Origin of the sequence: Mycolicibacter sp. MU0083 (assembly GCF_963378075.1) — a bacterium.
GTDB classification, from domain to species: domain Bacteria; phylum Actinomycetota; class Actinomycetes; order Mycobacteriales; family Mycobacteriaceae; genus Mycobacterium; species Mycobacterium kokjensenii.
Genome location: NZ_OY726394.1, coordinates 3,577,921 through 3,594,894 on the forward strand (window position 1 = coordinate 3,577,921; position 16,974 = coordinate 3,594,894).

Here is a 16,974-nt window from a genome sequence, read left to right on the forward strand (position 1 = left end):
GACAGATCTGCATTCTCATCAACCGCCCCCCTGCGCTTCTGTCGACCAGGCCGGCCCCGGGCCCACCGGCGGTCCGGTCGGGCCGGGTGCGGTACCCAGCTGGCCCGGCGCGCGTGGCGGCAACAGCAGTGCCGCAACGTCTTCGGTGCTCGGCGGGGTGACGCCGGGCGCCGGCATCCACTTCAGGTACGGCACCGGAGTCTGCGCCTTGGCCTCGGTCTCCGGGGTGTCGTAGATGATCTGCCCCTTGTAGGCGGTAATCGAGTTGATCGGGTGCAGCAGGAACGGAACGAAGTTCATCGACCAGCGGCGCATGACCGGGCCCATCCGCTCCTTGCAGATCTCGGCACGCTTGAAGTTGTCCGGCACCGAACCGATGTCGAAGACGCCGCCGCAGATGAACTGCACCGGGTTGGCGAAGTCGGGCAGCGACAGCAGACCGCTCAGGGTGCCCTGGGCGGGGTTGTAGATGTTGTAGAAGTTCACCAGGCCGTGCGGGGTGATGTGCAGGACCTGCTCGAAGTTCTCGCTCTGGTCGCTCAGCGTCTGGGCGAACTCCGACAGCTTGTTGACCTGGGCGATCAGCGCGTCGTTGTTGTTGTGCAGGAAGCCCCGCACATCGCGCAGCGCCTGGTTGAGGGTGCCCAGCGTGACGTCGAGGTCCACCGAGCTCTCGGCCAGCACCGCCGACACCGCCGCGACGTGATCGGTGAACTGGACGATCTGCTCGTTGCTGCCGGCGAGCGCCGAGACCAGCACCTGCAGGTTCTTGACGGTGCCGAACAGATCGGTGCGGGAATCGCCGAGCCGTCCGGTGGTCGCCGACAGCTCCCGCAGTGCGTTGCGGAACGAGTCGCCGTTGCCGTCGAAGGTGTCCGCGGCCTGGTTGACGACCGCGCTCAACGCGCCGTTGAGCTTGCCACCTTCGGGGGCCAGTTGCGCGCTGAGCTGGGTCAGTTCCTGTTTGACCTCATCCCATTCGACCGGCACCGCGGTGCGGTCCTCGCCCAGCACGGCGCCGTCGGCCAGCTTCTCGCCCTCGGTGTAGGCCGGCGCGAGCTGAATCACGCGGGCCGAGACGATGTTCGGCGCCATCATCACGGCGTGCACGTCGGCGGGCAGCGGGACGTCCTTGTTCACCGACATGGTGATCTTGACGTTCTCGGCCCGCGGTTCGATTGATTCGATGCGGCCCACCGGAACACCGACCACCCGGACGTCGTCGCCCGGATACAGGCCGACCGCCGACGCGAAGTAACCGGTGATCCGGTAGCTGCGCTGCGCCGGCAACACCACGTAGACGCCGGCGGCCAGCAGGACCGCCAGCACTCCGGCGAGGACGATGCGTGTCGATCGGCGCGTCATGGCGACTTCGGCTTAATGATCGTGCGCTCGGAGATCATCCCGCGCAGGTAGTCGGCCAGGCTGTCCGGGAGTTTGCCGGGCTGGAAATACATGTCGATCAAGACCTCGGACATGGTGGGTGGCGGCAGGCCGTACAGGTTGATCTGGAAGCCCGGGCCAGAGGCCACCACCTCACCGAGCGTGGTGGCATACCCGGGCAGTCGGTCCATCGCCCCGGAGATCCGGTCCTTGCGCTCGATCATGTTGTCGAGCACCAGGTTCAGTTTGTTCAGCGTCGGCCCGATTTCCTTCTCGTTGTCGGTCACGAAGCCGGAGAGCTGGACCGACACATCGTCGATACCGCTGATCAGCGCGCCGAGCGCCTGACGACGCTCATCGAGGGCCGCGAACAGCTGGTTACCGTCGAGCACCAAGCGGTTGACCTGGTCGGCCCGCTCGTTGAGCACATCGGAGACCGACTTGGCGTGGGTCAGCAACTGCCCCAACGCCTCATCGCGCCGATTGATGCTGCGCGACAACGCGGTCACCCCGTCCAGCGCGCCACGCAGCTGCGGCGTCGCCTCGCGCATCGAGTCGGTGAGCACCTGCAGGGCCTCTTCGAAGCGCGGCTTGTCCAGTTCACGGGCGTTGCCGCCGAGGTCCTGAAGCGCATTGTTGAGCGTGTAGGGGGCGCGGGTGCGCTCCAGCGGGATCACCGCGACCGAACCGGCACCGGCGGGCGTGACCGACACCGCCTTCTCGCCCAGCACGGTGTCGGTGCGGATAGCGGCCAGCGACTGATCGCCCACCCGGACCTTGCGGTCGATGGTGAAGTCGACTTTCGCGCTGGCGCCGGCCAGCGACACCGACTTCACCTTGCCCACCCGAATGCCCGAGACCGTCACGTCGTTGCCGGGGATGATGCCGCCGGCGTCGGCGAAGTACGCGTGATAGTTCTTGCCCTGGGGCCAGAACGGCAGGCTGGTGTAGCCGAAAGAGACAAGGACCAGGAACGCCACCAAGGCGATGCCCAGCAGACCCGTGCGAACCGGGTTTACGCCATCATCCTGCGACAGGAGAGCACCTCCCCTTGGTGGTGTCGGTCTGTCCGCCCATGGGCAGCGTGATGTCGCTGCCGGCGGGGCCGTTCATCTTCATCGCGACCGTGCAGTAGTTGATGTTGAAGAACGAACCGTAGGCGCCCAACGCGTTGAGCCGCAGGTAGTTCTCCTCCAGCGGGTCGATGACGTCGTTGAGCTCCTGCTTGCGCTTGTCCAGCACGGTGGCCAACGGCCGGGCGTTCTCGATCACGCCCTGCAGCGGTCGGCGGGTGCGGCGCAGCGTGTCGGCCAGGTCGTTCTCCACCGACGACAGTGGTCCGATCGCGCCGGCGATGGAGTCCTTGCCTTCTGCCAGGCCGGTGATCAACTGCTGCAACCGGTCGACGGTGGCGTCGAACTGTTCGCTCTTGTCGTCGACGGTAGCCAGCACGGTGTTGAGATTGGTGATCACGTCCCCGATCAACTGGTCCCGCGACGCCAATGTGGTGGTGAAGGAACTGGTGCTCGCCAGCATCTGCGACAACGCTCCGCCCTGGCCCTGCAGCAATTCGATCAGCGCACTGCTGATCTCGTTGATCTTGCCGCCGTCGAGGCCCTTGAGCACCGGGCGCATCCCGCCCAGCAAGGCGTCGAGGTCCAGCGCAGGCTGGGTGTGCTCCCGGTCGATGGTGCCGCCGGGCGGCAGCTTGCGCAGGTCACCGGGGCCGGACGCGATCTCCAGGTAGCGGTCGCCGACCAGGTTCTCGTACCGGATCACCGCACGGGTCGAGTCGTAGATCTGGTAGCGCTTGTCGACGTCGAACGTCACGCTGACGTTGTTGTCCGGGGTCAGCTCGACCCGCTTGACCGTGCCCACCGGGATCCCGGCGATCCGCACGTCTTCGCCGCCCTTGAGCCTCGAGGCGTTGGCGAAATCAGCGTGATAGGTGTGGTTGGAGGCGAACCGGAATTCGCCGAACACCACCACCAAACCGGCCGACACCAACAGCATCGCGAGGGTGAAGACGGTGACCTTGATCAATGTGCTGCGCGAGGTCATCAGAATTCATCCCGTTCCGCGAAGGCGCCGTTGAAGAGGAACTGCGCGGTGGAGGGGGCGTCGAACTGCACCTCGGTGTTCGGCTGGAACGGCACGTAGGCGCTGTCGGTCACCAGGAACGGCGACCGGAACCACGACCCGCCGTACTGCTTGCTCGGGATGTCCGGCAGACCGCGGCAGTTCGGTCCCCCGCTCGCGTTGGCCACCGGCAGGCTCTCCGGATAGGTATAGGCCGGTGCGCCTGGAATGAAGCTGGACTGCACGTACAGCGCCGGCTTGGTGCCGCCCAACGACGGACCGAACCGCTCCAGCGCCTGCTGAATTCCCTTGAGCAGGCAGCCGAATTCCGGCGAGTACTCGGCCAGCAGACTTCCCAGCGCACGGAACCGCTGGATGCCGGCGATGAAGTCGTCGGCCGCCGGCTCGAAGGTGTCGTAGCCGTTGTTGGCCAGCCCGGTGGTCGCCAGCAGCGCCTTGTTCAGGTTCTCCCGCTGGTCGACCAGCGTCTTGCTGACCGTGGGGGCGTTGTCGAAGATCGTGGCCAGGTCGGGGGCGGCGTCGCCGTAGATGTTGCCGACGACGGCGGTCTTGGCGAACGTCGACTGCAGCTGCGGCAGCTTCGGGTTGAACTTGCCCAGGTAGGTGTTCAGCCCGGAGAACAGCCCGCCCAGGTTGTCGCCGTTGCCGCGCAGGCCCTCGGCCAGGGCGCTGATCGACCCGTTGAGCTGAATCGGATCGACCTTGTCCAACAGGTCGGTCAGCTTCTCGAACAGGGTGTTGACTTCCAGCTGCACGTCGGCGGCCTGCACGTTGGCGCCGTTGCGCAGGGTGGCCCCGGACGGTACCGGCGGCGGGACGAACTCCACCGACTTGGCCCCGAAGATGGTGTTGCTGGCGATGTGCACGGCGGCGTTCGACGGGATCTGCCGCATCGCGTCGCTGTCGATGGCCAGCGACAGCTTGGCCTGGTCGCCGGAGTAGCTGATCGACTTGACCTTGCCGACCTGGATTCCGCGGTACTTGACCTTGGCGTCCTGCTCCATCACCAGGCCGGCGCGCGGCGAGGTGACGGTGACCTTGTCGGTGGAACTGAAGACCGATACATAGGACAGGTAGGTGAACACGGTGGCGGCAAGCAGGATCGCACCGAGAACTGCCGCAGCAATCCGTACCTGGGTACGCCTCGATCCCGTCTGCACGTGTAATCCCTTGCTATCCCGAGAGGTTGAAGTTGCCGGACCCGCCGTAGACGGCGAGTGAAACAAACAGAGTAATGACTACGACGACGACGAGCGAGGTCCGCACCGCCTGCCCGACCGCAATGCCCACGCCGACGGGTCCGCCGGCGGCGTTGAAGCCGTAGTTGGTGTGCACCAGCATCACCGCGACGGACATGATGATGGCCTGCAGGAACGACCAGAGCAGGTCGGTCGGGATCAAGAAGGTGTCGAAATAGTGGTCGTAGAGGCCCGGCGACTGCGAGTTGATGAACACCGTGGTGGAGCGGGCGGCGAAGAACGCCGCGAGCACCGACAGTGAATACAACGGGATGATCGCGATCAGGCCCGCCACCAGTCGGGTGGACACCAGATAGGACACCGCGTGTACCGCCATCGATTCCACCGCGTCGATCTCCTCGGCGACCCGCATCGCACCGAGTTGGGCGGTGGTGCCGGCGCCGATGGTGGCCGCCAGCGCGATCCCGGCGACCACCGGCGCAACGATCCGCACGTTGAGGAACGCCGACAGGAAGCCGGTCAGCGCTTCGATGCCGATGTTGCCCAGCGAGGAGAACCCCTGGACCGCGATGACCCCGCCGGAGGCCAGCGTCAAGAAGGTGGCCACCCCGACGGTGCCGCCGATGATCGCCAGTGCGCCGGTGCCCATGGTGATCTCGGCGATCAGCCGGATGGTCTCCTTGCGGTAGCGGGTCACCGCGTTGGGGACGTAACGGATGGACTCGGCGTAGAACAGTGCCTGCTCACCGAAGTTGTCGATGACCTTGGGGGCCCAGTGGAACATCCGCCGGAACTTCAACGTCGCGTCGTAACTCATTTGACCAACACCCGGACACTGATCGCGGTCATGACGACGTTGATGACGAACAGACAGATGAACGCGTAGACGACGGTCTCGTTGACCGCGTTGCCGACGCCCTGTGGGCCGCCCTTGGCGGTGAGCCCGCGGTAGCAGCCGATCAGGCCGGCCGCCGTACCGAAGAGCAGGGCCTTGATCTCGGCCATCACCAATTCACCCAGGCCGGTGAGCACGGTCAGGCCGTTGATGAAGGCCCCCGGGTTGACGCCCTGCAGGAAAACCGAGAACACGTAGCCGCCGATCAGGCCGATCGCACAGACCAGGCCGTTGAGCAGCAGCGCCACGAAGGTCGACGCCAGCGCCCGCGGCACCACCAGCCGTTGGATCGGGTCGATGCCGAGCACCCGCATCGCGTCGATCTCTTCGCGGATGGTTCGCGCACCCAGGTCGGCGCAGATGGCCGTCGCGCCGGCCCCGGCCACCACCAGCACGGTGACCACCGGCCCCAACTGGGTGATGGTGCCGAATGCGGTTCCGGCCCCGGAGAGGTCGGCCGCGCCGATCTCGCGCAGCAGGATGTTGAGGGTGAAGGCCACCAGCACGGTGAACGGGATCGCGACCAGGACCGTCGGCAACAGCGATACGCGGGCGATCATCCAGGTCTGGTCGAGGAATTCGCGGTACTGGAACGGCCGACGGAACATCGCCCGGAAGGTCTCCAGTGACATCTCGACGAAACCACCCACGGCCCGAGCCGGAACCGTGAGTTGTTCGATCAAGGCGCGTCCTTCTGTCGGCTCGGATATCGGCATATCGGTGGTCGCAAAACTGTATCCGGCAACCTCGTACGACCGGTGTCATTCGTGCGATTCAGACACCAACCAGCGTGAGCCGGATCATACTAACTAGAACACGTTCGCAGAGTCAAAGAACGTATTTTGGCAATATTCATCAGGCAAAAATGCTGGTCAAGTGCCATTGTGACCCAGGTCGCGCTGTAACGCGTTCTAACTCGCGTTATGGCGCCTATCGGGCTGGCCCGCCAGCTAGTCCATCAGTTCCGAGGCCGAGAACGTGCGGCCCGGGTCGCGTCCGGCGAAGTAGTTGGCCAACGTGTCCGACAGCCCGGCCGGGTCCCACGACTGCCCGTCGGCGCTGAACTTGCGCTCCACCGTCGGTGCGGCCATCAGGGACACGTCGGGGCCGTAGACCACGAACACCTGGCCGTTGACCGCGGCCGAGGCCGGCGATGCCAGGAACCGGACCAGGGTCACCACGTGCTCGGGCGAGAGCGGGTCGATCTCCCCCTCGGCGACCTTGGCCTCACCGAAGACGTCGGCGGTCATCGCGGTACGGGCCCGCGGGCAGATCGCATTGGCGGACACCCCGTAGCGGTTCAGCGCCCGACTGGCGGACAGCGTCAGCGCGGTGATGCCCGCCTTGGCCGCACCGTAGTTGGCCTGACCGACCGGGCCCATCAGGCCGGCCTCCGAAGAGGTGTTGATGATGCGGCCGTAGACGGTGCCGTCCTCGGCTTCCTTGGCCTTCTGCCGCCAGTAGGCGGCCGCGTTGCGGGTCAGCAGGAAGTGGCCGCGCAGATGCACCGCGATCACCGCGTCGAAGTCGTCGTCGGACATGTTGAACAACATCCGGTCGCGGGTGATCCCGGCGTTGTTGACGACGATGTTCAACCCGCCCAGTCCGTCGGCGGTGCTGACGAGCTCGTCGGCGGTGGAGCGCTGGCTGATGTCACCGGCCACCGCCACACCCTTGCCGCCGGCGGCGGCGATCTCGTCGATGACGTCCGAGGATTCCAACGCGGGCGCGATGTCGTTGACCACCACCGTCGCCCCGGAGCGGGCCAACCCGATCGCCTCGGCCCGGCCGAGACCGGCGGCCGCACCGGTCACCACGGCGACCTTGCCGGTCAGGTCGATCGAGTTGTCAGTCATCTACACCGCTCCTTGAATGAATGCCTCTAGTCGTTGCTCGTCGGAGACTAGTCGTCGACGCGACGCAGTGCGGCCCGCGGGCACTCCGCAATGGCCTGCTCGGCGTGGGCGACCCGGTCGGCGGGCACCGGAGCCATCTTGACCTCGGCCTGCTCGTCATCGTTCAGTTCGAACAGGTCGGGATCGATTCCGACGCAAATCGCATTGCCTTCGCAACGGTCCAGATCTACCTCAACACGCATGACATTCTCCTGTAAAAGCCCTGCGCCGACCGCACATTCGCGGCCGCCGTCGTCCACTAGTGCCACCATACGATGCAACAGCTCTCCCACACGACCCGCTAGGGCCGTTGGACCCCGGGACTAGAACGTGTTACAACGGGCTGTCGACCAGAATCTTATCGTGACACCGATCACCACCGAAGGACTCCCCCGATGCAGATCAGCTACACGCCCGCTCAAGAACAGCTGCGTAGCGAACTGAGGTCCTACTTCACCACGCTGATGACCCCGGAGCGGCGCGAGGCCCTCAGCTCGACACAGGGTGAGTACGGTACCGGCAACGTCTACCGCGAGACCGTCGCGCAGATGGGCAAGGACGGCTGGCTGACTCTGAGCTGGCCGACCGAGTACGGCGGCCAGGCACGGTCGCCGATGGAGCAGTTGATCTTCACCGACGAGGCCGCCATCGCCGGCGCCCCGGTGCCGTTCCTGACCATCAACAGCGTCGCCCCGACGATCATGGCGTTCGGCACCGAGGAGCAGAAGAAGTTCTTCCTGCCCAAGATCGCCGCCGGTGACCTGCACTTCGCCATCGGCTACTCCGAGCCGGGCGCCGGGACCGACCTGGCCTCGCTGCGCACCACCGCGGTGCGCGATGGCGACGACTACGTGATCAACGGCCAGAAGATGTGGACGTCGCTGATCGCCTACGCCGACTACGTGTGGCTGGCCGCCCGGACCAACCCGGAGGCCAAGAAGCACCGCGGCATCTCGATGCTGATCGTCCCGACCACGGCCGAGGGCTTCTCCTGGACTCCGGTGCACACCATGGCCGGCCCGGACACCAGCGCCACCTACTACCAGGACGTCCGGGTTCCGGTGACCAGCCTGGTCGGCGAGGAGCACCAGGGCTGGAAGTTGGTGACCAACCAGCTCAACCATGAGCGGGTAGCCCTGGTGTCGGCGCAGCCCATCTTCCTGGCCCTCGAAGAGGTCCGGGAGTGGGCGCAGAACACCAAGGACGCCCAGGGCAATCGGATCATCGATTCGCAGTGGGTGCAGCTCAACCTGGCCCGCGTCCTGGCCAAGGCCGAGGTGCTCAAGCTGATCAACTGGGAGCTGGCATCGGCTTCGGACGCGGCGCCGTCCCCGGCGGACGCGTCGGCGGCCAAGGTGTTCGGCACCGAGCTGGCCACCGAGGCCTACCGGTTGCTGATGGAGGTGCTCGGCACCGCGGCGACCGTGCGCCAGGACTCCCCCGGTGCGCTGCTGCGCGGCCGGGTGGAACGGATGCACCGGGCCTGCCTGATCCTGACGTTCGGCGGCGGCACCAACGAGGTGCAGCGCGACATCATCGGCATGGTGGCCCTCGGCCTGCCCCGGAACCGCTGACCTTTAACCCCAAGGATTTTGGAGGCATTGCACCCATGGACTTCACCACTACCGAAGCATCCGACGACCTCGCCGGCCTGGTGGGCACCATCGTCGACGCGGTCTGCACCCCGGAGCACCAGCGTGAGCTGGACGGCCTGGACGAACGGTTCGACACCGAGCTGTGGCGCAAGCTGATCGAGGCCGACGTCGTCTCGAGCGCGACGAGCGAGTCATTGGGCGGCGGCGGTTTCGGCGTGCTGGAGCAGGCGGCGATCCTGACCGCGCTGGGCCGGCAGCTGGCCGCGGTGCCCTACCTCGAGTCCGCGGTGCTCGGCGCGGGCACCCTGGCGCAGTTCGGCTCGGCCGAGCTGCAGCAGGCCTGGGGCGCACCGGCGGTGGCCGGGGAGAAGATCCTGACCGTCGCACTCGACGGCGAGATGGGCGAAGGCCCGGTCCGGGCGGCTGCCGCGGGTGATGGTTTCCGGCTCACCGGAACCCGCACCCAGGTCGCCTTCGCCTCGGCGGCGGACGCTTTCCTGGTGCCCGCGGAAACCGATTCCGGTACTGCGGTGTTCCTGGTGGCCGCAACCGACCCCGGCGTGACGGTCACGCCGCTGGCCACAACCGGTAAGGGCAGTGTCGGCTTGCTGGAACTGGCCGGCACCGAGGTGGCGGGCGATCGGCGCGTCGGCGGTGCGGAGGTGCTCGATCACCTGATCGCGGTGGCGGCCCTGGGTCACAGCGCCTACCAGTTGGGGGTGCTGGAGCGGGGCCTGGCGTTGACCGCCGAGTACGCCCGAGAGCGCGAGCAGTTCGACAAGCCGATCGGCAGCTTCCAGGCCGTCTCGCAGCGGCTGGCCGACGGCTATATCGACGTCAAGGGCCTGCGGCTCACCCTGACCCAGGCAGCCTGGCGGGTGAGCGAGGGTCTGCCGGCGACCACCCAGGTGGCGACCGCCGCGTTCTGGGCCGCGGAGGCCGGACACCGGGTGGCGCACAGCATCGTCCACATTCACGGCGGGGTCGGTATCGACATCGACCACCCGATCCACCGCTACTTCCTGGCCGCCAAGCAAACCGAGTTCGCGCTTGGCGGCGCTACCGGACAGCTGCTGACGATCGGCCGCGAACTGGCCGAAACGCCCGCCTAGTAGGGACGGAAGTTCTAGCGGTTCAGCGGTTCAGGGCCTCACCGAACGTCACGTTGAACCCGGGCAGGTCCGCCAGATTGATGGTGGCGTCGTAGGTGCGCTGGTAGCCGGTGTGGCTGAGCTTCCAGCCGTCCGCGGTGCGGCGGTAGGTGTCCTCGTAGAAGCCTGCGCCGATCAGCATCAGGTTGACGTCCGGCACGATCACCCGGTCCTGCAGGTACCAGATTCCGGTAGCGGTGTCCGGGCCGGTGAGGGTGATCTCGGGGTGGTTCACCCGGTGCTCGGTGATGATGTTGCCGGGCAACGAGTTCCGCATGAACTCCACCAGCGATTCGCGGTCGCCGAAGGTCTGCTTCTTGCCCATCGACTGGCCGTAGGCGGCGGTGACGTCGTCGGCCAGGGTGGCGGCGAAGTCATCCCAATGCTTGGTGTCCAGTGCGCGCATGTAGCGGTACTTGACCTGCTTGATGGCGTCGATGTCGGCGATTTTCTGCAGAGTTGCGGCGGTGTCTTCGGCGTTCAAGGCCTGTGTATCAGTCACCGCTCTATTGCAACACTAATCTGATCTCCATGTCAGCACCGGCCCAGATTGGCGAACAGCCCACCGTCACAGCACTGCTGGCCGCGTTGGCCGAAGTGGACGACCGCGGTCTCTTCTACGAGGACACCTTCGTCAGCTGGCGTGACCACATCGCCGCGGGCGCCCGTTTGGGGGCCGCGCTGCGCGCCCGTCTCGACCCGGACAAGCCCCCGCATGTCGGTGTGCTGCTGGGTAACACGCCGTTCTTCTCGACGATGCTGGTGGCGGCCGCGCTGACCGGGGTGGTGCCGGTCGGGTTGAACCCCACGCGTCGCGGCGCCGCCCTGGAACGCGACGTGACACATGCGGACTGCCAGTTCGTGCTGGCCGACAACACCGCCGATGCGACGGTCCCCGGCATGATCGACATCGAATCGGCCTCGTGGCGATCGGAATTGGCACGCTTCGACGGCACGACGGTGACGTTCCGCGACGCCGATCCCGACGAACTGTTCATGCTGATCTTCACCTCCGGCACCAGCGGGGATCCGAAGGCGGTGCGCTGCACTCAGTGGAAGGCCGCGTTCCCGGGGGTGCTGCTGTCGCAACGCTTCGGGCTGGGGACTGCGGACGTCTGCTACCTGTCGATGCCGTTGTTCCACTCCAACGCGGTGATGGCCGGCTGGTCGGTGGCGGTGGCCGCGGGTGCGTCGATCGCGTTGCGACGCAAGTTCTCCGCCTCCGGGTTCATTCCCGACGTACGCCGCTTCGGCGCCACCTACGCCAACTACGTGGGTAAGCCGCTGTCCTACGTGTTGGCGACGCCGGAACGACCCGACGATGCCGACAATCCGCTGCGCCTGCTGTACGGCAACGAGGGGGCTCCGCGGGATCTGGAGCGGTTCGCCGCCCGGTTCGACTGTCGGGTCATCGACGCGTTCGGCTCCACCGAGGGCGGGGTCTCGATCGCCCGCACCCCCGACACTCCGGCCGGGGCATTGGGGCCGCTGGTCGACGGCAACACGATCATCGACGTCGAGACCGGCGAGGAATGCCCGCCCGGGGTGGTGGGCGAATTGGTGAACGCCGGCGGGCGCGGGCAGTTCCGCGGCTACTACCGCGATCCGGAGGCCGAGGCGCAGCGGATGGCCGGCGACGTCTACCACTCCGGGGACCTGGCCTACCGCGACGAGGCGGGCTTCGCCTACTTCGCGGGCCGGCTCGGGGATTGGATGCGGGTGGACGGTGAGAACCTGGGCACCGCGCCGATCGAGCGGGTCCTGCTGCGCCACAATGCCGTCGCCCATGTGGCCGTCTATCCGATCCCCGACCCGGCGGTGGGCGATCAGGTGATGGCCGCGCTGGTGCTTGCCCATGGCGCGTCGTTCGACGCCGATGAGTTCGTGGCGTTCCTGTCCGAGCAGCCCGATCTGGGGCCCAAGCAGTGGCCGGCGTATGTGCGGGTGGCCGAGGAGTTGCCGCGCACCGAGACGTTCAAAGTGCTCAAGCGGGTGCTGTCGGCCGAGGGCCTCGAGTGCACGGATCCGGTGTACCGGATCACCCGTGATCTGGAACTCTAACCACTAAGCTGCACTGATGGCCGACTGTGCAGACCGTCGATCCCTAGGCGGCCCACCACCGCAGCTGTTCTGCGCAGCGAACCTGCGGTGGGTCGCGGTGGCCGAGCACATCGTCTTGCTCGATCTGACGGAGGGCGTCTATGACGTGATCGATGATGTCGGCGCCGCGATGTGGACCGCACTCCTGCAACCACCTGACGAACGTGACATCGCCGGCCTGGCCGAACAGTACGGAGCGCCAGCCGCCGCGGTGCACAGCGACTTCGTCGACTTCGCCGCGGCGCAATTGGCCGCGGGCCGTCTCAGCACGGAACGAGTACCCGAGACTGCGCCGCCGCTCGCCACGACGGTCCCGCGCCGTCGGCCCACGCTGTTGCGCGCGCTGCGGGAACGCGCCAGCGTCGAACGGGACCTGCGTAAGAGTTTCGCGATCGGCTACGCCGGGCGCACCGGCCAGGGCGCTGACGTCACACCACCGCGGCCGGATCCGGTGCGCGTGGCGAAGACATTCCGGACCGCCGAGGGCCTCTACCCAGCCCGCGACGCACCCTTGGACTGCTTGCCGCGTTCGCTGGCACTGACTCGGTTTCTCCGCACGGCCGGCTGGCCGGCCCAGCACGTGGTCGGGGTGGCGCTCTATCCCTTCGAAGCCCATGCCTGGGTCGAGTTGGAGGGCGCTCGGGTCAACGAGAGCGACGCATCCCTGCGGCGCTTCACCGTAATCCAGCGGGCCTGATGTACCAAGCCCAGCCCCCTGTGCACGGGTTCCTGGTGGCGCTGCCGGCCCAGGAGCCGGCGGCTGTACGGGGCTGGCCGCAGCCCGAGGCCGTCAGCGGGTCCGCGGTCTGGTTCCACGGCTACCTCGCGAACCCGGCGCTGCTGCGCCGCGAGTTGAACCTGCCCACGTCGGCGTCCGTCGGCCAGATCGTGGCGGCCGGGTGGCAGCGGTGGCACGAGGATGCAGCAGAACGCATTGTCGGCGAGTACGCAGCCGTGCTCGTCCGCGGCCCCGATGCGAAGCTGTTCGGGGATCGGATGGGCCTGCGTCCGCTGTACTGCGCGTCCGTGCCGAACGGAACCGTGGTGTCGACCGATCTCGCCGCCCTGGTTCGTGAAACCGGCGCCTGGCGTGAGCTCGACGAGGACTACCTGGCCGACCTGTTCAGCGCTGGCCTGCACCTGGGGCACCGCACGCCCTATCGCAACATCAGACGGCTGCAGGTCGGTGAGTTCGGGACCTGCCAAACGGGCCGGCTCCAGCTGCGACGTGGGTGGCAGCCGTCGACCGAACCGCTCATCGGGACATTCGAAGAGCATCGGGAGCGACTGCGCGACACAGTCGAACACGCTGTTGCCTGTGCCATGCCCACCGAAGACACACCGGCGGTCGAGTTGTCGGGCGGGCTCGACACTTCGACGGTCTTGGCGGTCGCCGCCGGTATCGCCCCGGTCCACGCGCTGAGTTTCGTTCACCCGGGCCACCCCGGCAGCGACGAGTCGTCGTGGATGCGCGCGGCCCTGGAAACAACACCGGCATCATGGCATCCGATCGACGCGTCCGCCCACGGAACCTTCACCGACGGCCCCGATCTGGGGGTTTTCCTCCCGGCACCGACGCGACGCATCCTCAACTGGGCTCCTAGCGCTGCCGAGGAATCCGTTGCACGACAACTGGGCGTGTCCACGGTCCTGACGGGCGAAGGCGGCGATGCGGTGTTCTTCGCAGGCCTGTTGCCCTGGTATCTGGCCGACCTGCTGCGTACCGGACGGCTACGGCACCTGCGACGCGAGTCGCTTCGGTGGAGCACTCAGGCTGAGCCGGGGCGCTCCGCTCCGTTCTGGATCCGCCGTGCCGCTGTCGACGGACTGCGCCGATGGCGCAGCGGGCGGACGCTCGCGTTAGAGGCACCCCGGCCGGTCACAACGGCGGCCCCCTGGCTGCACCGGGATTACGTCGAGCGTCACAGGCTGCAGAGCCGAGCGCAGTTCACCACCGGCATCCGGGTGCCGACGGTGCACGGCCAGGCGGTTCTGGAGAACATCGTGCGCGGTGCCGAGTTCGCCCGAAGCCGTCACCTGTCTCCGCCGACAGGGTTCGATCTTCGCCATCCGCTGCTGAACCCGGCCCTGGTCGACTTGGCCATGGCCACACCGTGTGAGGTCGCCGCGGATCCGCGGATCGATCGCGCGGTGCAGCGGTACGCCTTCGCCGGAGTGGTCAGCGATACCGTGCTTCGCCGGCGATCAAAGCCGCTCGCGGACGAGGCCATCCTGCAGGGATTCGAAAGCCATCCTCGGTGGCGCAGCTATCTCGGTGAGAATCCCCAGATCGTTGAGCGCGGCTATGTGGACGCCGCAGCGTGGGGCGACGCGCTGCATGGGGCGGGCCGGATCGGTGGAGTGACGCAGTTCTACAACGCGATCCAGATCGAGGTCTGGCTGCGGCACCTGCATCGCGTGGGCCGCCCCGAACTGCTGACCTGAAAGTTGTCCACTTGTCCGACAGCTTGTCGAATGCTGTAGACATCCTGTGCGGTTTTTGTAGACTCAGCTAGTACCTACGAACCAGCAGTTTGGAGACCAGGATGCGCGACTACTCTCCTCCCCAGGTTGTCCGTGTCGGTGATGTCCGGGCCACGACCCAAGGCAGCGGGAACTATCTCTCCGACAGCAGCACCGGTTACGGCTACATGGGATGGTATAACCGGAGTTCGGACACCCCCGACACGGTGGCACCACTGCCGCCGAAGTCGTAAGCGGCACTTAGGGTTCGGCCCGGTCGGCTTCGCACAGTTGCGAGTACAGACCGCCTAGCGCCAACAGTTCCTGGTGGGTGCCTTGCTCGACGGCCCGCCCGTGATGCAGCACGATGATCCGATCTGCGACAGCCTCGATGAAATCCATGTCGTGGCTGATGACCAGGCAGGTTCGATCGCCTGCATGGTTGCGGATCAACGCCGTTACCTTCGCCCGCTGATCGGAGTCCAGGTTTTCGGTCGGCTCATCGAGCAGCAGTACCCGTGGCCGACGCAGTAGGCAACGGGCGAGCGCAATCAGCCGCTTCTGTCCGCCGGAGGGCACCTGTACATCGATGATCGTGTCGTAGCCGTTGCGCATCTTCGCAGGATCGCTGATTGCAGCGTGCACGTTGGCCATCGCACAGGCCTCTTCGACCTCGCCGTCGGTGGCATCGTGCCTGCCCAACCGGACATTCTCCCGAATAGTGTCCTTCAGGAAGAACGGGAACTGCGCCAGCTTGCACACCTGTTCACGCAGCGAATGCAGTGTCACCGCACCGATATCGTTTCCGTCCACCAGGATCCGGCCGTGCTGTGGGTCCAGGAAGCGCAGCAGCAGGTTGAAGACGGTCGATTTGCCCGAACCGATCGGCCCGACCAGCGCCACGATCTCACCCGCGGCGACCGAGAACGACAGACCCTGCAAAATTTGCTGTTTAGGCGAATAGCGAAATGAAACGTCGTCGAACACGAGGTCACCCTTGACCGCCGGGAGCACGGCGGCGTCTGGGCGCTCCCGCACGGTCGCGCCGGTGTCGAGCAGCTCGTAGGTCGAGGCAACGTGCGGGAGTATCGACTTATACGTCGTGTAGGCCAACACCATCCGCTGCACCGCGGCGAACATGGTCGGAACATAGGCGATGAAGACGACCAGTCCGGCGAAGGTGAGGCCGAACCTAGCCCCGAACACGACGCCGGTGATCAGCACCAGGACGATGCTCAGTGCGATGAACACCTGAGCGCCGTTGGTAGCCGCCTGCATCCATATCCTCATCGCGGCCATATTCTTCGTCGCCGCCATGGAGGATGCGCGGAACAGTGCACTGCGCCGCCGTTGGGCGTTGAAGACCTGGATCTCGGAGATGCCGCTGGTGGTCTCCGCAAGCTCACTGCTCATGACGCGGTTTGCCACCATCGCCCGCTGCGTCACCGTCTGAAGTCGCTGACCGGCAAACCGGAGACCTGCCAGCGCGAGCGGGGCGAGGACCAGCGAAATGATCGTCATAGGCCAGGACAGCACCAACAGGTAGCTCAGCGCGATCAGCAACACCACCGCGTCGATCACCGGTGGGACAACACAATCGGTCAACAGGCGCTGAACGCATGGCGCCTCGAGTTGCACCCGCTGAATAAGCACTCCGGTGCGCGCGCCGACGAAGAAGTCCAGCGACAGCGACTGCATGTGATCGTGCACACGCTGCAGGATCGTGGCCAGCAGCCTGCGCTCGACGTGCGCCCCGATCCAGGCGTTGACGAAGCCCAGCGCCTGCGCCAGCACCAGCGATGCCGCCCAGATCGCCAGCAGCAGTGCGAACGTCAATGGTGTTGCCAGCCAACCGATCAGGCCGGACGTCTCGACGCTTTCGCGAGTCAACAGCGAACCCTGCTGCCCCCAGACATCAGCCAGATCGCCACCCACGCCTGCGGCCGCGACCGCCTGCATCAGCGGCCCGAACGCCGCATTCGACACGAACGGCAGGGCAGTCACGAAGAGCCCGAGCAGCACCGATAGCGCCACCGCCCCGCGGACCGTATGCAGCATGGCCAGACTGCGTCGGATGTACATCGATCTGCTCCTGGATCACCGGTGTCGTTCGCCGAAACCACGATGACAGAACCGCTGCCCGAGCACGCAGATTCGGTGCGATGATCTGATGACGCCCGCCCCAGTCGGCTG

General features: G+C 66.4%; 16 protein-coding genes. 6 read left to right on the forward strand and 10 right to left on the reverse strand.

Annotated features, from left to right (window positions below; genetic code table 11):
* Positions 1 to 18 precede the first annotated feature (18 nt).
* From RCP38_RS16820 to RCP38_RS16855, 8 genes are all read right to left on the reverse strand, one after another.
* The gene (locus RCP38_RS16820) at positions 19 to 1,365 is read right to left on the reverse strand and encodes an MCE family protein (RefSeq protein WP_308474057.1); all 1,347 of its coding nucleotides are present in this window, start codon (positions 1,363 to 1,365) and stop codon (positions 19 to 21) included.
* Positions 1,362 to 2,420: a virulence factor Mce family protein gene (locus RCP38_RS16825; protein WP_308477374.1), complete on the reverse strand. Its 1,059-nt coding sequence runs from the start codon at positions 2,418 to 2,420 to the stop codon at positions 1,362 to 1,364. The genes RCP38_RS16820 and RCP38_RS16825 overlap by 4 nt, the downstream gene beginning before the upstream one ends.
* On the reverse strand, positions 2,407 to 3,444 hold the full coding sequence (locus RCP38_RS16830; RefSeq protein ID WP_308474058.1) for a virulence factor Mce family protein: 1,038 nt from the start codon (positions 3,442 to 3,444) through the stop codon (positions 2,407 to 2,409). The genes RCP38_RS16825 and RCP38_RS16830 overlap by 14 nt, the downstream gene beginning before the upstream one ends.
* Positions 3,444 to 4,643 carry an MCE family protein gene (locus RCP38_RS16835; RefSeq protein ID WP_308474059.1) on the reverse strand — a complete coding sequence of 400 codons (1,200 nt, stop codon included), beginning with the start codon at positions 4,641 to 4,643 and terminating at the stop codon, positions 3,444 to 3,446. The genes RCP38_RS16830 and RCP38_RS16835 overlap by 1 nt, the downstream gene beginning before the upstream one ends.
* A 13-nt stretch (positions 4,644 to 4,656) precedes the next feature.
* The gene (locus RCP38_RS16840; protein ID WP_308474060.1) at positions 4,657 to 5,499 is read right to left on the reverse strand and encodes an MlaE family ABC transporter permease; all 843 of its coding nucleotides are present in this window, start codon (positions 5,497 to 5,499) and stop codon (positions 4,657 to 4,659) included.
* Positions 5,496 to 6,260, reverse strand: a complete 765-nt coding sequence (locus RCP38_RS16845) for an MlaE family ABC transporter permease (RefSeq protein WP_308474061.1) — start codon at positions 6,258 to 6,260, stop codon at positions 5,496 to 5,498. The genes RCP38_RS16840 and RCP38_RS16845 overlap by 4 nt, the downstream gene beginning before the upstream one ends.
* A 267-nt stretch (positions 6,261 to 6,527) precedes the next feature.
* The gene (locus RCP38_RS16850; RefSeq protein WP_308474062.1) at positions 6,528 to 7,433 is read right to left on the reverse strand and encodes a 3-oxoacyl-ACP reductase; all 906 of its coding nucleotides are present in this window, start codon (positions 7,431 to 7,433) and stop codon (positions 6,528 to 6,530) included.
* A gap of 47 nt (positions 7,434 to 7,480) precedes the next feature.
* Complete coding sequence (locus RCP38_RS16855; protein WP_308474063.1) at positions 7,481 to 7,675, reverse strand: ferredoxin; 195 nt, start codon at positions 7,673 to 7,675, stop codon at positions 7,481 to 7,483.
* Between the two features lie 192 nt (positions 7,676 to 7,867).
* On the opposite strand from RCP38_RS16855, the gene RCP38_RS16860 reads away from it, so the two are divergent.
* Positions 7,868 to 9,046 carry an acyl-CoA dehydrogenase family protein gene (locus RCP38_RS16860; RefSeq protein WP_308474064.1) on the forward strand — a complete coding sequence of 393 codons (1,179 nt, stop codon included), beginning with the start codon at positions 7,868 to 7,870 and terminating at the stop codon, positions 9,044 to 9,046.
* Between the two features lie 35 nt (positions 9,047 to 9,081).
* Complete coding sequence (locus tag RCP38_RS16865) at positions 9,082 to 10,179, forward strand: acyl-CoA dehydrogenase family protein (RefSeq protein ID WP_308474065.1); 1,098 nt, start codon at positions 9,082 to 9,084, stop codon at positions 10,177 to 10,179.
* A gap of 22 nt (positions 10,180 to 10,201) precedes the next feature.
* On the opposite strand, the gene RCP38_RS16870 is transcribed toward RCP38_RS16865, so the two are convergent.
* Positions 10,202 to 10,720: a nuclear transport factor 2 family protein gene (locus RCP38_RS16870; protein ID WP_373692385.1), complete on the reverse strand. Its 519-nt coding sequence runs from the start codon at positions 10,718 to 10,720 to the stop codon at positions 10,202 to 10,204.
* Positions 10,721 to 10,749: 29 nt separating this feature from the next.
* Here RCP38_RS16870 and fadD17 point away from each other — a divergent pair, with 29 nt between their 5' ends.
* The 4 genes from fadD17 (at position 10,750) to RCP38_RS19980 (ending at position 15,035) form a co-directional block, all read left to right on the forward strand.
* On the forward strand, positions 10,750 to 12,279 hold the full coding sequence (fadD17, locus tag RCP38_RS16875; protein ID WP_308474066.1) for a long-chain-fatty-acid--CoA ligase FadD17: 1,530 nt from the start codon (positions 10,750 to 10,752) through the stop codon (positions 12,277 to 12,279).
* A gap of 16 nt (positions 12,280 to 12,295) precedes the next feature.
* A complete protein-coding gene (locus tag RCP38_RS16880; protein WP_308474067.1) occupies positions 12,296 to 13,015 on the forward strand; it encodes a lasso peptide biosynthesis B2 protein in 720 nt (239 codons plus the stop codon).
* Positions 13,016 to 13,050: 35 nt separating this feature from the next.
* Positions 13,051 to 14,763: an asparagine synthase-related protein gene (locus RCP38_RS16885; RefSeq protein ID WP_308474068.1), complete on the forward strand. Its 1,713-nt coding sequence runs from the start codon at positions 13,051 to 13,053 to the stop codon at positions 14,761 to 14,763.
* Between the two features lie 101 nt (positions 14,764 to 14,864).
* Complete coding sequence (locus RCP38_RS19980) at positions 14,865 to 15,035, forward strand: lasso RiPP family leader peptide-containing protein (RefSeq protein ID WP_373692386.1); 171 nt, start codon at positions 14,865 to 14,867, stop codon at positions 15,033 to 15,035.
* 7 nt (positions 15,036 to 15,042) lie between these two features.
* On the opposite strand, the gene RCP38_RS16890 is transcribed toward RCP38_RS19980, so the two are convergent.
* Positions 15,043 to 16,863, reverse strand: coding sequence for an ABC transporter ATP-binding protein (locus tag RCP38_RS16890; protein WP_308474069.1), 1,821 nt, complete (start codon positions 16,861 to 16,863; stop codon positions 15,043 to 15,045).
* Positions 16,864 to 16,974 lie beyond the last annotated feature (111 nt).